Source organism: Streptomyces sp. NBC_01241 (assembly GCF_041435435.1).
In the GTDB taxonomy this organism is placed as follows: domain Bacteria; phylum Actinomycetota; class Actinomycetes; order Streptomycetales; family Streptomycetaceae; genus Streptomyces.
The window spans coordinates 1,090,459-1,103,873 of the sequence record NZ_CP108494.1; the positions used below are offsets into that span (position 1 = coordinate 1,090,459).

12 protein-coding genes and 2 pseudogenes are annotated in these 13,415 nt (G+C 69.1%); 3 read left to right on the forward strand and 11 right to left on the reverse strand.

What is annotated here, in order from left to right; genetic code table 11:
* The first annotated feature begins 386 nt into the window (after nucleotides 1-386).
* Nucleotides 387-863, forward strand: coding sequence for an NUDIX domain-containing protein (locus OG306_RS04370; RefSeq protein WP_266744718.1), 477 nt, complete (start codon nucleotides 387-389; stop codon nucleotides 861-863).
* A 425-nt stretch (nucleotides 864-1,288) separates the two neighbouring features.
* Here OG306_RS04370 and OG306_RS04375 read toward each other — a convergent pair whose 3' ends face one another.
* The 10 genes and pseudogenes from OG306_RS04375 to OG306_RS04420 form a co-directional block, all read right to left on the reverse strand.
* On the reverse strand, nucleotides 1,289-1,795 hold the full coding sequence (locus OG306_RS04375; RefSeq protein WP_266744719.1) for an RICIN domain-containing protein: 507 nt from the start codon (nucleotides 1,793-1,795) through the stop codon (nucleotides 1,289-1,291).
* Nucleotides 1,796-2,101: 306 nt separating this feature from the next.
* Nucleotides 2,102-2,341 (reverse strand): annotated as a pseudogene (locus OG306_RS04380) (NADH:flavin oxidoreductase/NADH oxidase); the annotation flags it as partial.
* Nucleotides 2,342-2,408: 67 nt separating this feature from the next.
* A complete protein-coding gene (locus tag OG306_RS04385; RefSeq protein ID WP_266744720.1) occupies nucleotides 2,409-2,789 on the reverse strand; it encodes a hypothetical protein in 381 nt (126 codons plus the stop codon).
* A 20-nt stretch (nucleotides 2,790-2,809) separates the two neighbouring features.
* Nucleotides 2,810-4,231, reverse strand: coding sequence for a transposase (locus OG306_RS04390; RefSeq protein WP_266744721.1), 1,422 nt, complete (start codon nucleotides 4,229-4,231; stop codon nucleotides 2,810-2,812).
* Nucleotides 4,228-4,827, reverse strand: coding sequence for an IS607 family transposase (locus OG306_RS04395; RefSeq protein ID WP_371666215.1), 600 nt, complete (start codon nucleotides 4,825-4,827; stop codon nucleotides 4,228-4,230). The genes OG306_RS04390 and OG306_RS04395 overlap by 4 nt, the downstream gene beginning before the upstream one ends.
* A gap of 55 nt (nucleotides 4,828-4,882) precedes the next feature.
* A pseudogene (locus OG306_RS04400) lies at nucleotides 4,883-5,068 on the reverse strand (hypothetical protein); the annotation flags it as partial.
* A gap of 155 nt (nucleotides 5,069-5,223) precedes the next feature.
* A complete protein-coding gene (locus OG306_RS04405; RefSeq protein ID WP_266907323.1) occupies nucleotides 5,224-7,638 on the reverse strand; it encodes a glycoside hydrolase family 3 N-terminal domain-containing protein in 2,415 nt (804 codons plus the stop codon).
* 52 nt (nucleotides 7,639-7,690) lie between these two features.
* On the reverse strand, nucleotides 7,691-8,596 hold the full coding sequence (locus OG306_RS04410; protein WP_266744724.1) for a carbohydrate ABC transporter permease: 906 nt from the start codon (nucleotides 8,594-8,596) through the stop codon (nucleotides 7,691-7,693).
* A gap of 4 nt (nucleotides 8,597-8,600) precedes the next feature.
* Nucleotides 8,601-9,533, reverse strand: coding sequence for a carbohydrate ABC transporter permease (locus OG306_RS04415; protein ID WP_266907321.1), 933 nt, complete (start codon nucleotides 9,531-9,533; stop codon nucleotides 8,601-8,603).
* A 2-nt stretch (nucleotides 9,534-9,535) separates the two neighbouring features.
* On the reverse strand, nucleotides 9,536-10,783 hold the full coding sequence (locus OG306_RS04420) for an extracellular solute-binding protein (RefSeq protein WP_266744726.1): 1,248 nt from the start codon (nucleotides 10,781-10,783) through the stop codon (nucleotides 9,536-9,538).
* 336 nt (nucleotides 10,784-11,119) lie between these two features.
* Between OG306_RS04420 and OG306_RS04425 the strand changes: the two genes are divergently transcribed.
* Both OG306_RS04425 and OG306_RS04430 read left to right on the forward strand, forming a co-directional pair.
* Nucleotides 11,120-12,055: a substrate-binding domain-containing protein gene (locus OG306_RS04425; RefSeq protein ID WP_371666216.1), complete on the forward strand. Its 936-nt coding sequence runs from the start codon at nucleotides 11,120-11,122 to the stop codon at nucleotides 12,053-12,055.
* Between the two features lie 73 nt (nucleotides 12,056-12,128).
* Nucleotides 12,129-12,674, forward strand: a complete 546-nt coding sequence (locus OG306_RS04430; protein WP_266744728.1) for a GNAT family N-acetyltransferase — start codon at nucleotides 12,129-12,131, stop codon at nucleotides 12,672-12,674.
* Here OG306_RS04430 and OG306_RS04435 read toward each other — a convergent pair.
* Complete coding sequence (locus OG306_RS04435) at nucleotides 12,662-13,378, reverse strand: cupin domain-containing protein (RefSeq protein WP_266744729.1); 717 nt, start codon at nucleotides 13,376-13,378, stop codon at nucleotides 12,662-12,664. The genes OG306_RS04430 and OG306_RS04435 overlap by 13 nt on opposite strands.
* Nucleotides 13,379-13,415: the final 37 nt, after the last annotated feature.

Genomic DNA, 13,415 nt, shown 5'->3' on the forward strand with positions numbered 1-13,415 from the left:
AAGTCCTCGCCTGGCCCCTCAAACGCGCCGCCCACCGTGTTACGGACCGTCCAGCTATCCCGACTCTCACCATCGTCAACGCCACCAAACCCAAACGGGTCAAGCGGACCAAAGCGCCCTAAGTTACCGGTATTGAGGCTAGCGGGATGTGAGCCACGCGGCTAAACCGCTTCCTGTGGCCGTGGCGAGAGCTGCCACTCGCCATCCAGGGAGGCGCTGAATTGTTACGTGGAGCCCGCCGCATCGCAGTTCAAAGGCCGGGACGGGATCCCTGCCTTCCTTGGTCTATGAACCCATCGAACGGGCCGAACCAAATAAGCCGTGTTTGAGATGTCGATCAACACAGGCCTTGATCGACATTTCGATTACCGCATAGCGTCAGGACGGTGGAAACAACGCACCGGCCCGCCGCCCGGGTCATCTGCCTGGACGCCGCCCGCCGTCTGCTTCTTCTGCGCTGGCGGGATCCGTTCGATGGGACATGGCTCTGGGAGCCGCCCGGTGGCGGCATCGAGCCTGGCGAGACGCCGCTGGTCGCGGCACGACGTGAACTGGTCGAGGAAACCGGACTCGACCCGGCTGCCGTCCTTGACCGGTCGGTGCTCGTCGACCGTGATGTGCAGTGGAACGGCAAGCGGTACATCGGGACGGAGCATTTCTTCGTCGCTCAGTTTGCCGACGAGCAGCCAGCCCTGGTGCGGACCGGTCTGCTCCCCGACGAGCAGGCCAACCTGGACACGCATGCCTGGATCGCATGGTCGGATCTGGACTCACTGCCGGACCCGGTTGAGCCGCCGCAGTTGCTGACCGCGCTCGGCGCCCTGGTGCCGGACGGCCCGTGGTGTGATCGGGATTGTGTATGAGGTGCGGTCACAGCGATTGTCGTATGAGGGTGAGTTGGACGCCTCGTGGCGGACGGCGAGCTTATCGTTGCGGGTCTCGACGCCGCGGGCCTGTTTCAGCAAACCGATCCGGTTCTCGACTTTGTGCCTGGCCTTGCACTTCTCGCGGCCGAAGCCGGGCGGGCGCCCGCCCGCCGAGCCCCGGCGGCGCCGGTGTCCTGCCTGGTCCCGCTTCTCCGGAATGGTGTGCGGGATCTACCGCCGGCGCTGGTACTCGCGGAACTCGCGGAGGAGTACGCCCGATCGGCCAGCACGTGAACGGGCCGTGTCCGTGGACGCCCGCCGCCGGACCGGGGCACGTGGATGCGGTTCACAGACGCGGGAGCCTGTACCGGAACGGAAGAAACGGGACGCCGAGCTGGTCCCTTGCTTTGGAGCCTGTGGGCTCAGTCGAGACGGAAGTGTTGGTTGGCGTACTCCACGCAGTCCCACTGGACGAGCGCGGCGCCGTTTGCGGTGCTCTGGCCGATGACCGAGAGGCACTTGCCGCTATGTCGGGCTTCGATGGAGAAGTAGCCGCTGTCCTTCTGGACCAGCCTCCATTCCTGGTTCGAGGCGTTCACACAGTCCCACTGGACCGCCGTGGCGCCGTTTTGGACGCTGGCGCCGCTGATCGACAAACACTTGCCACTGTTCACGGCGCTCACCGTGTAGTAGCCAGCACTGGTGGCCACGAGCTTCCACTGCTGGTTCGGGGCATCCAGACAGTCCCACTGGACTGCGGCGGCGCCGTTCTGGGTGCTCGCGCCCTCGACCGACACGCACTTCTGGCTGTTGCGGGCCACCAGCTCCGCGGTGAACGTTGCGGCGGAGGCGGTGGGGGCCTGCGCGGTCGTGAGCAGGCCAGCGGCCACTACAGGGGCGAGGGCTACGGCCCAACGGGAGATCTTCATGACGCTCCAGATGTGGGGTGGACTTGTCGCCCAAGTGATAGCGGTGCCACCCATGCCCAAGCATGCATATGCCCGACAAGGCACCCAAATAGCGGAACATGCTTCACAGGAGAGCGCTGCCGTGTTCACGAGTTGAGTGCTGCCCATCCTCCAGTCCCTCAACTGCGGAGGTAACCCACGTGCCGCGCAGACCCCGCCCCCCTTGTTCAGCCCCCGACTACCCGGAGCCCGCGTAGCCGTCAGGCGTCAGTTCGGCCCGCGCCAGCGGGCCGACGGCCGACCCTCCGTAGGGCTCTACCCGTCACCGGCATCGGAATTCGCGTGGGCGAGTTGGATTACGGAAACCGATCCCCACGCCTTGAGGAAGTCCGTAATCCGCCGGAAAGCGGCGGCCTGGGTGTCGTTCCAGATGCCGAGGTCCGCCGGGCTGATCCGGCCCTCGGGGCTGACGGCGATCGCCTCGGTGAGGACGAGTCCGGTTCCACCGATGGCGCGTGCCGCGAGGTGGGCGAAGTGCCAGTCGGCCGGGACGCCCGTGTTCGGCCCGACCGGTTCGGCGCCGACGCCCGTCAGATTACGACCTTCCTCGTACAAGGGCGCCGCCGTACCCGGTCTACCCGCGCCGCCCGAGCGTGATCGCGGCGTCCGCGTCGTACTCCTGGGTCCAGCTGCGTCCGGCGCCCGACTTCCAGGTGACCCGGGCGGTGGCGCCGTCGATCCGGACGTTCTCCACCGTCATGGCCCGGTCGCCGTCCCGTACGTCCCCGCGGCGCAGCTCGCCCGCCTTCACGGTGACGGGCTGCGCCGACTGCGCGCTCTCGGCCTCGTCCGCCGCGCGGGCGAGAGCCGCCGCCAGCTCCCGGGCGCGGGCCGGGGTGCAGATCACAGCGATCTCACCCGACGGCGCCACGCCCCGGATCCGGACCCCCGCCCCGACGGAGGTCACCTCCAGGGACGCGGCGTGTCCGTCGTGGTCCTCGATCCCATGCGTCATCGTTCTGTTCTGCTTCCTACTTATTGCTCGTTGTTGAGCATTCGGATATTTCGCTCTCCGCACGAGCACAGTTGTGCTGACGTGCTGGAGTCCTGGTCCATCGGCAGTCGGGACCGTTGGCGGTCGGTACGTTCCTGCAAGAGCTGTTTCACCCGCGTGTGCGGGGTGAACAGGGTGATGTCGGGATCACCGTCCCTGTGCAGGATGTTGACCGCTCCGGCGTGGTCGGCTTGCCACACAGCCCCGCACTCGGTGCAGTGAAGCCGGTCCCCTTTGCGGACACCAAGGATGTTCGTAAAGGGGACGACTTGTGATGTGTAGGCAGCGTTGACCAGCCGCACCGCAGAACCTCTGCGGTCCGACACGGCATTGAGCGCTTCCGCGGTGACACCCTTGGTCCACGCGGCGAGGCGTCGATTCGTGTCCTTTCCGAGCTTCTTGACGCCGGCGAAAGTCCTGGTGAGGTCTTCGGCCACGATCACGGCCGCCTTGTCGGCAACCGCGTGCACGGCCTTGAAGGTGAGGTCGCGGACTCGGCACTGCCACGCGGCCGAGCGCCGGTCACGCTTGAGGGTGCCGAGGTTGTTGTCACGGATACGCCGGGCTTTAGCCAGGTCGCCACGCTGTTCGGCCTTCTCCGCGATGCTGCGAATTTTGGCCCGCCGGGCGTTCTTGACCTTCCGGTGATCGGACTCGGAGGTCAGCATGTCGCCGAGCCGGGTTCCGTGGTGCCGACCGTCGGAATCGGTGAGGACCTCGGTGTATCCTTTGTCCACGCCGATCGTGCGGGTGCCGACAGGACGTTTGGAGGACTTCATGTCCTTCGCGTCGATGGCGTAGTGCACCTCGACCCGGTTGCTGCGCAGGACAAGCCGCAGCGTGCCGGTCGGGGCAACCGTGGTGTCCAGCGGGATACGTACGAGCTGGCGGCGCTCCAGGCCGGGCACGGCGAGCCAGACGTTTCCGCCCTCGGTGAGGGTGAAAGTCTTGTACTGGTCGGCGCGGACCACGATCTGGTTGTGGGTGCGGTTGCGTCCGCGTTTCCAGTGCCGGCGCATCTGCCGGGCAAGGAATGGGTCATCGGACCAGGTGTCCCGCTTCAGCAGCTTGAACAGTCGCTTCCGCTCGGCCTCTTCCCTGGTGCGCTGGTTGATCGCACGGCGGACCTTGACCTTGGCCGCTTCCCGGTTGGCGGTGATGTCGGCGACCGCGTCCCGCACGGTCTCCTTCCACGCGTTCGCCAGGACGCCGAAGGTCTGCGCGGTGCCGTCGACGATCCACACATCACGGATCTGCCGGTCCGACCACGCGAGGCCGCCCACCGAGCCGAACTGCCGCCACACCAGCGAACGAACCACACCAAGGCGGCGAGCCTGCTCTTCTAACCGGCTGTACTTCCCGCCGTTGAGGCTCTTCGAGTAGGCGACGCGAGTGACTTTCACCGGCCACCGCCGGCCAACTCGTCCTTCAGCGTCTTCTCGTAGCGTCGCAGACCGTACACGCGACCAGAGAAGGTGTGCACGATTGCCAACAGGTCCTGCACCATCTCTTCCTGCGGCGACAGTGACTCCTGATTCGCCACCACGATGGTGCAGCCGTTCTTCGTTGCGACGTGCTCCAAGTAGTCGAACCCGAACCGGGCCAGCCGGTCCTTGTGCGCTATCACCAGCGTGCCGACCTCGCCCCGCTCGATCGCATCCATCAGGGCGAGGAACTTCTTCCGCTGGAGGTTCATCCCTCCACCGACCTCGCGAATCCACTGATCGACAGCGAGACCGCGGCCCCGGCAGAACTCCTCCATCGCCCGCACCTGCAAGGCCAGATCGTCCTTCTGGCCAGGCGAGGACACCCGGCAGTACACGACGGTCCGACGCGCTGACTCGTCGAAACCAGGCTGGAGCACCTGCCGCACGTCCGCATCGGTGAAATACCGCTGACCGGACACGCGTTGCGGCGCGATACGCCCCTCGCGCTCCCACCTGCGAACAGTAGAAGCGGAGCGACCAACACGCTGCGCGAACTCGCTGATCCGATACATGCTGATCACCGTACACAACTCTGCACATGAGTAGGCAAGAATCAGACACTAGATGTCAGCTCCCCTTGCCCGTACGCCCTTCGGCTCGGTTCGGCCGGAGGCTCCCCGGCGGGCCCAGGTAGCTGGGCTTGAGACCGCCGGTGTCGACCACCGGGTTCCGCAGCACCACCGTCGGGTCGACCATCCAGCATTTGAGCACATGGACGCCGGGACGGCCGATCCGGTGCACCGCACTGGTGACGCCGGTGCCTGGCCGGCCCTTGCCGGGGTCGATGTGCGGGAACAGGAAGGTGCGACGGGGAGATTTCGAAAGTTTCGAGGAGCTCCCCGCACAGCCGGTGGGAAGGCCGGACTTCCGTGTGGGGAGGCTCCCGGAGCGAGGACGAGGGCGGTGGGTCAGTTTCCGGCCGCGGCCGGGAACTGCGCCGCCTCCTCGATGGTGGTTTCACAGACCAGCCGGCGCCGGTGGTCGACCGTGCGTTCGGGGCCGGTGAGCCGCAGCCGCATCGTCTGCCGGATGTCGCGGACGGCACTCGATGTGGCGAGCCGCAGTTCCAGGTCGCCGGGTTCGACGATCCGCCGACCGCCGATGCCGGTGAAGGAGACCAGATCGGCATGGAACCGGAAGGTGACCTTCCGGGCTTGTCCGGCCGCGAGTTCCACCCGGGCATAGCCGATCAGCCGGGCCTGCGGGCGGGTGGTCTGGGCGACCGGGTCGTGGACGTAGAGCTGCACGACCTCGACCCCTTCGCGGTCTCCGGTGTTGCGTACGGTGACCTCGATGTCGGCGGATCCGTCGGTGCGGATCTCGGCCGGTGCGCTCCCGCCGGACTCCCAGTCGAAAGTGGTGTACGAGAGCCCGTGCCCGAAGGGGTGCAGCGGTGTCGGGTCCAGGTTGCTGACCTCGTTCGCCAGGCCCAGCGGCGGCTGGAGGTACGTCCACGGCTGACCGCCCGGGCCGTGCGGGATGCCGACGGGCAGCCGCCCGCAGGGGTTGACCCGGCCGGACAGCACACCGGCCAGCGCCGGACCGCCCTCCTCGCCGGGGAAGAACGCCTGGACGGTCGCAGCCGTCCGGCCTGCCCAGCGGCCCAGCGCGTACGGACGCCCCGTCAGCAGGACCAGGACCACCGGGGTTCCGGTGGCCAGCAGCGCGTCCAGCAGTTCGCCCTGGACGCCGGGCAGGGACAGGTCGGCGGCGTCGCACCCCTCGCCGGAGGTGCCGCGGCCGAAAAGTCCGGCCCGGTCGCCGAGCACGGCGACGCAGACGTCCGCGTCCCGGGCGAGCTCCGCGGCGGTGGCGATGTTGGAGGTGTCCGTACCGTCCACGTCGCAGCCCCGTGCCGAGGACAGCTTCGCCGCGGGGAACTCCGCGCGCAGCGACTCGAGCACGGTCGGGATGCCGATGCCCATCGGCACCTCGGGGTGCGAGACGCCGACGTGGCTGGGGAAGGAGTAGCAGCCGAGCATGGCCAGCGCGTCGTCGGCGCGCGGGCCGACGACCGCGATCCGGCCGTCGCCGCGCAGCGGCAGCGCACCGGCGGGATTGGCGAGCAGCACGCACGCCTCTTCCGCCAGCTTCCGGGCCAGGGCCCGGTTCTCCGGCGGGTCGAGGTCCACCGTCGCGCGGGCCTGTTCGGGGTCGGTGCCGTGGAGCACGGTGGGCAGCGGGGTCCAGTCCGGGTCGAGCAGTCCGAGCTCGCACTTCTGGAGCAGCACCCGGTGCAGGGCCCGGTCGACCAGTTCCTCGGCCACGGCGCCGTCCCGTACGGCGGTCACGAGCACCTCGCCGTAGCTGTGGACGGTGGGCAGTTCCACGTCGACCCCGGCGCCCAGTGCGAGGCGGGCCGCGTCGGCGCGGTCGGCGGCGACCTTGTGCAGGGTCTCCAGGAAGCCGATGCCGAAGTAGTCGGCGACGACGGTGCCGGTGAAGCCCCAGGTGTCCCGGAGGAGTCCGGTGAGCAGGGCCGGGTCGGCGGCCGCGGGCAGTCCGTCGATCTCCGCGTAGGAGTGCATCACCGAGCGGGCGCCGCCTTCGCGCAGTGCCATCTCGAAGGGCGGGAGGACGATGTCGGCCATCTCGCGCGCCCCGGCCCGGACCGGCGCGTGGTTGCGGGCGCCCGCCGAGGCGGCGTATCCGGCGAAGTGTTTGAGGGTGGCGACGATGCCGGCGGACTCCAGGCCGCGGACATAGGCGGTGCCGATGGTGGCGACGAGGTACGGGTCCTCGCCGATGGTCTCCTCGACGCGTCCCCAGCGCAGATCGCGCACCACGTCGAGGACGGGGGCGAGGCCCTGGTGGATTCCGACGGACCGCATGTCGCGGCCGATCCGGCCGGCCATCTCGGTCACCAGCTCCGGGTCCCAGGATGCGCCCCACGACAGTGGCACGGGATAGGCGGTGGCGCCCCACGCGGTGAAGCCCGCCAGGCACTCCTCGTGGGCGAGGGCGGGGATGGCGAACCGGCCGGACTCGGTGATCCGGTGCTGGGCGCGGGCCAGTGCAACCGCGCCGACGCCCGGGTCGACCGGTGCGGTGCCGAACGGCCGGGTCAGCTGGCCGAGTCCGTGGGCGGTGACGTCCTCCCAGTCGACCGGGTCCATGTCGTTCTGGTGCGGCGCGACTCCGTCGCCGTCGGCGTCGGCGCCCACCCAGACTCCGTACAGCTGGGTGGCCTTCTCCTCCAGGGTCATCCGGGGCACGAGGTCGGCCACTCGCTCCTCGGGGGTGAGCGAAGGGTCGCGCCAGGGGCCGTCGACCGCGGGATCGGGGTCGGCCCTGCGGGCGTGCGGGACGGGTTGGGTTGCCATGGCGGCAGCGGTTCCTCTCGTGAATGCGGTGGTACGGGGCGGCGTGGGAGAGCTACTTGCCGCCCACCCCCATCAGGCCGTTGATCAGCGCCCGCCGTGCCACGAGGTAGACGGCGAAGATGGGCACCACGGAGAGGACGATCGCTGCCAAGGTGGCGGGGATGTTCACTCCGAACTGGGTCATGAAGTTGAACAGGCCGAGGGTCAGGACCCGGTTCTCCTCCGACTGGGTCAGGATCAGCGGGAAGAGGAATCCGTTCCATGCCTGGATCGCCGTGTAGATCGCCACCGTGCTGATGCCCGCCCGGGACATCGGGACGGCCAGTTGCAGCAGCATCCGCACGGGTGTGGCGCCGTCGAGCGCCATCGCCTCGTACATCTCCTCGGACACATCGCGCATGGTCCCGCTGAGCACCAGCACCGCGACGGGCATCGAGAAGGCCGCGGTCGGCAGGATGATCGCGGGCAGGGTGTCGTAGAGCCCCATTCTGCCGATCAGCAGATAGAGCGGCACGATCACCGCCTGCGCCGGGATCGCCACGCCGAGCAGGAACGTCCGGAACGCGAGCGACGAGAGCCGGCCACGGGTGCGTACCGCCACGTAGGCCACCGGTACGGAAAGCACCAGCACGATGGCCACGGTGGCCACCGCGACGATCGCGGTGTTGGCCAGCATCGAGAGGAAGCCGCTGTGCAGCACGGTGTTGTAGTTGTCGAGCGTCGGGTGCGTCGGGAAGGCCAGCGGATCGCCGTTGAGTGCCTCGTCCTGGTGCATCAGCGACGAGGAGATCAGCGTGTAGACCGGCACGATCACGATGACCAGCCAGACCAGCGAGCCCAGTCCGGCCAGCGGGTTGCCGCGCGGTCTCCAGCGGCGGGTGGCGCCTGCGGGGCGATGTGGGGTGCGGCCTACGGGGCGCCTCGGCGGCGGCGCCGCGGCTCGGGTGTCGTATGACATGGCGTCACATACCTTCCCGGGTGGAGCGCATGGTCCCGAAGCCGCTGAAGCGGACGAGAATCAGCGACAGGCCGGTGGCCACGACGACCAGGGCGGTGGCGATGGCCGCGGCGTAGCCCAGGTCGTAGGTCTGGAAACCGGTCCGGTACATCAGATACGGCAGGACCGTGGTGTCCGTGCCGGGACCGCCCTTGGTCATGATCAGTACGGTGTCGAAGTAGGTCAGCGAGCCGACGATCATCAGGACCGACGAGGTCGTCACGGTGTTGCGCAGCTGCGGCAGCGTGATGTGGAAGAACTGCCGCACCATGCCCGCGCCGTCGATGGCCGCCGCCTGGTAGAGGACCTCCGGGATCTGGCGCGTTCCGCCCTGGTAGATCAGGGTGTGGAAGGGCATGAACTGCCAGCCGCCGACGAACGCCACGGTGAGCAGCGCCCCGGTGGACGAGCCCATGATGTTCGGGTCGATCCCGAACCAGGGCCCGATCTCCTTGATCACCCCGAAGTTGGGGTCCAGCAGCGCGTGGAAGAGCATCGCGATCGCGGTGGTGGAGAGCAGCAGCGGGATGAAGAAGACCGCGGAAAGGACGGTCCGGCTGCGCTGCCGGCCCGCCGCCCAGACGCCGAGCAGCAGGGCCACGGGGGTCTGGAAGGCCCAGCTGATCGTGGTGAGCAGCAGGCTCAGCCAGGCGGCCTGGCGGAACTCGGGGTCCTTGAACAGCCGCGTCCAGTTCCCCACGCCGGTCAGGCTCGGGGAGTTGAGCCCGTCCCACTGGCAGAAGGAGAGGTATACGGCGATCGCCAGCGGGACGATCGCGAAGACGGCGAAGAACAGGATGCCCGGGGCGGCCCAGCCGACCGGCGGAGGGCCGGCGTTGCCGGCGACCGCCCCCTTCCCCCGTCCGCGCGTCTTCGGGTGCGGAGTGTGGTGCGACATTTCTACTTGACGGCCTTCATCGCCGCGACGAACTGCTCGGGCGTGGACTGGCCGGCGAACAGCTTGCTGATCTCGGTGAGGAGGGGGGTGGCGTACCGGGACTCCAGCGCCTGGTCCCAGGAGAGCGTGAAGCTGGGGGCCTTCTGAACCATCTGGTACTGGTCGGCGGCGAACCGCGGGTTGGGCGAGGAGCTCAGCATCGACGAGGCGTTGGAGGTGGTGGGGATGTCACCGTTGTCCACCAGGGACTTGGCGTACTTCTCGGACGCCATCGTCTTCAGGAACGCGATGGCGGCGTCCTTGTGCTTCGTACGGGCGTTGACGGACCAGTAGTTGGTGGGGTTGCCCACCACGTTCGCCGGGTCACCGGCACCTGCGGCAACCGTCGGGAAGGCGGTCCAGCCGAGGTCCTTCTTGGCGAACTCGGGCGCCTTGCCCAGCTGCGTCGAGTACTCCCACGAGCCCATCAGGTGCATGGCGGCCTTGCCCTTGTTGAGGAGGGTGGGGGCGCCGCCGTTGCCGTAGTCGACCGAGTTGAAGTTCTTGCCGAACGCTCCCTGGTCCACGAGTTCCTTGACGGTCTGTGCCGCCTTGAGCACCGCCGGGTCGCCCCAGCCGGAGGTGTCACCGTTCTGGATCTTCCGGAAGACGTCGGGGCCGCCGATCCGGTCCAGCAGGTACTCCATCCACATCAGCTCGGGCCACTTGTCGGAGCCGCCGAGCGCGAAGGGGGTGATGCCCTTGCTCTTGAAGGTGGTGATGACCTTCTGCAGGTCCTCCCAGGTCTTGGGGGCGGCCACACCGTTCTCGGCGAAGAGGGTCTTGTTGTAGAAGAGCATCACGGGCTGCATGCCGCGCATCGGCACCCCGTAGATCTTCCCGTCGAGGCCGCCCGCCGTCATGATCGATGGCAGGAACCCGTCCTTCAGCGTGGCGTCGTTCTCGACCGTCTCGCTGAGGTCGACCAGCTGCTTGGCGTCGACGTAGGGCTTGATGGATCCGCCGCCCCAGTTGAAGAAGACGTCCGGGGCGCTGGGCGAGCCCATCGAACTGCGCAGTTTGTTCACGTAGTCGGTACCGGGGACCGACACCAGCTTGACCTTGACCTCGGAGCTCTTGTTGAACTCGTTCACGGCGGCCTGTTGGATCTTGACCGAGTCGTCGCCGTACACATAGGCGGTGATCGTTCCGCCGCCGCTGCCGGTGTTACCGCCGGAACCGCAGCCGGTCAGCAGCCCGGCCATGACCATGGCCGCACCTGCGGCGGTCCATCTCGCTGCTCGCGTCCCGTGAGTGAATATGCCCGACCGCATGACCGCACCTCTGTCGAATGTTTCGAAGAATGCCTCGAATGTTGCCGGAACCGTACGGTCGCGTTTCGGGGGCGTCAAGGGGTGTGGCGAGGTATTCGCGCAGGAGGAGTGGCCCGCCCGGTCGCGGCGGCGGGAGGCTACGATTCCCGCATGAGCCCCGCACATGTCCATCCCCAACAGGAGAAGACGCCGATCGGCGAGCCGTCGGAAGGCAACGCCACGCTGGCGGAAATCGCCCGGGCCGCCGGAGTGTCGGCTCCGACAGTTTCGAAGGTGCTGAACGGACGCGCCGACGTCGCCCCGGGTACCCGCACCAAGGTGGAGGAGTTGCTGCTGCGCCACGGCTACCGGCGCAGGCGTGGCTCCACGGCCCGGTCCCAGCTCATCGACCTCGTCTTCCACGAGCTGGACAGCTCCTGGGCCATGGAGGTCGTCCGAGGCGTCGAGAACGTCGCCCGGGAGGAGGGGCTGAGCCTGGTGCTCTCCGAGAGCGCCGGCCGTCCGACCCCCGGGCAGACCTGGGTGGACGGCGTGCTGGCCCGCCGGCCGGTCGGGGTGATCCTGGTGCTCTCGGACCTGACGGCCGCCCAGCGCGCCCAGCTGAGCAGCCGCAACATCCCGTACGCCGTGGTCGACCCGGCGGGCGACCCGGGTGACGACGTACCGTCGGTCGGGACCACCAACTGGCAGGGTGGTCTGGCCGCCACCCGCCACCTGACCGGGCTCGGACACCGCCGGATCGGCGTCATCAGCGGCCCGTCCCGCATGATGTGCAGCCGCGCCCGCGTCGACGGCTACCGGGCGGCGCTGGAGACGGCGGGACTGCCCATCGATCCGGAACTGATCCGGGAAGGCGAGTTCCGCCACGAGACAGGCTACGCGGCGGGCCTCGAACTGCTGCGGCTGCCCGATCCGCCCACCGCCCTGTTCGCGGGCGACGATCTCCAGGCCCTCGGCGTCTACGAGGCCGCCCGCGAACTGGGGCTGCGCATCCCGGAGGACCTGAGCGTCGTCGGCTTCGACGATCTGCCCCTCACCCGGTGGATCGGGCCGCCGCTCACCACGGTGCGCCAGCCGCTCATCGAGATGGCCGAGACCGCCACCCGTCTGGTCCTCGGCCTCGCCCGGGGCGAGCGGCCCGCGACCACCCGGGTCGACCTGGCCACCACGCTGGTGGTCCGCAGCAGCACCGCCGCCCCCGCCCGCTGACCCCGCCCACCCGGCCCGGCCTGCAGGTATTTCCGTTGTGGGCCGGGCCGCGGCCCGCGTACCGTCCCCGGTCATGACGACCACTCCCAGCCTGCACACCGGGCGGCTGCTCCTGGAGCCGTACACACCCGCGGACGAGGAAGGCTTCGTGGCGCTCTTCCAGGACACCCGGGTGTCCCGGTGGATCGGTGACGGGCCGCAGACCGAGGCCGAGGACCGTGCCCTGTTCAGGCGGATCTTCAGCAAGGTGTACGCCCAGGAACTCTTCGACGTATGGGCCGTGCGCCACGGCGGCCGTCTGGTCGGCCACGCGGAGATCAAGCCCTCCCCGTCCCCGGATGTGGACGGTCACGAGATCGTCTACGCCCTGGCGCCGGCCGCCTGGGGGCAGGGGTTCGGCACCGAGGTCGCGAAGGCGCTGACCTCGTACGGGTTCGGCGCCCTCGGGCTCACCGGAGTGCACGCGACGGTAGCCGCCGAGAACGCCGCCTCGCTGGCGCTGCTGGGCCGGATCGGCTTCCGGCACGTCCGGGACGCGGTGGAGGACGACGGCAGCACGACCCGGATCCTGAGCCGCTCCGCCGGTGGTGACGGCGCCGGAGCCGGTCAGCCGCGGTAGACGTCCAGGCGCCCGCACATGCCGAACCTCCCGTGTGCGGAGGGCTGTTCGGCATGTACGCGGGCATCGGCGAGGTATCCGCCGTCACCACGGGCCAGGGCGTCGAGCTGACCACCGGTCACCTCGGACGCGGCAGCGGCCCCGTTCCGCCAGCGCTCCCGCCAGTCCCCGGCCCTCGGGCGTACGAGTGCGGCGGCGGCCCGGTGGAAGGCGGCGAGCGGTCCGGGGTCGCCCGCCTCGGTGGCTCGGCGCAGCGCGAGGAAACCTTCGACGGCGAGGTCCCGGCGGGCGCGGGCGGCCCGTTCCTGTTCCGCTTCGCAACCGTCGGCGGGAAGGGCGACCGCCGCCCGGTAGGTCACGGGGTCCGCCAGGTGGCGGGGCGGCAGAGTGAGGACGGCGTCACCGGCCTCGGGCAGTCCGCTGTTCTCCATGAGGACGACGATGCGCAGCCCGTCCTCGTTGACGAGACGGTGGATCGTGCCCGGCGTGAACCAGACCAGCGCCCCGGGGGTCAGTGGCGTCTGCCGGAACCCGGACGTGGTGAGGGTCTGCACCGAGCCCGAACCCCCGACCACCACATACCCCTCGGAGCAGGTGAGGTGGAGATGGGGTGTCCCGCCGCGCAGGCCGTCCTCTGCGGGCCAGTCGTAGACCCGCAGGTGGGACACGGCGACGGCGCCGGGCAGCCCTTCGAAGGTCGGCACAGCTGCTCCCGGGTCGCTCCGCGAAAGCGCTCGGCAA

What these genes read in the sequence shown, in the direction of transcription:
- OG306_RS04375 (WP_266744719.1), bottom strand. Translation starts at nt 1,795, where the DNA reads ATGAAGATCTCCCGTTGGGCCGTAGCCCTCGCCCCTGTAGTGGCCGCT.
- OG306_RS04385 (WP_266744720.1), bottom strand. Translation starts at nt 2,789, where the DNA reads ATGACGCATGGGATCGAGGACCACGACGGACACGCCGCGTCCCTGGAG.
- OG306_RS04395 (WP_371666215.1), bottom strand. Translation starts at nt 4,827, where the DNA reads ATGTATCGGATCAGCGAGTTCGCGCAGCGTGTTGGTCGCTCCGCTTCT.
- OG306_RS04405 (WP_266907323.1), bottom strand. Translation starts at nt 7,638, where the DNA reads ATGGCAACCCAACCCGTCCCGCACGCCCGCAGGGCCGACCCCGATCCC.
- OG306_RS04410 (WP_266744724.1), bottom strand. Translation starts at nt 8,596, where the DNA reads ATGTCATACGACACCCGAGCCGCGGCGCCGCCGCCGAGGCGCCCCGTA.
- OG306_RS04415 (WP_266907321.1), bottom strand. Translation starts at nt 9,533, where the DNA reads ATGTCGCACCACACTCCGCACCCGAAGACGCGCGGACGGGGGAAGGGG.
- OG306_RS04420 (WP_266744726.1), bottom strand. Translation starts at nt 10,783, where the DNA reads ATGGTCATGGCCGGGCTGCTGACCGGCTGCGGTTCCGGCGGTAACACC.
- OG306_RS04430 (WP_266744728.1), top strand. Translation starts at nt 12,129, where the DNA reads ATGACGACCACTCCCAGCCTGCACACCGGGCGGCTGCTCCTGGAGCCG.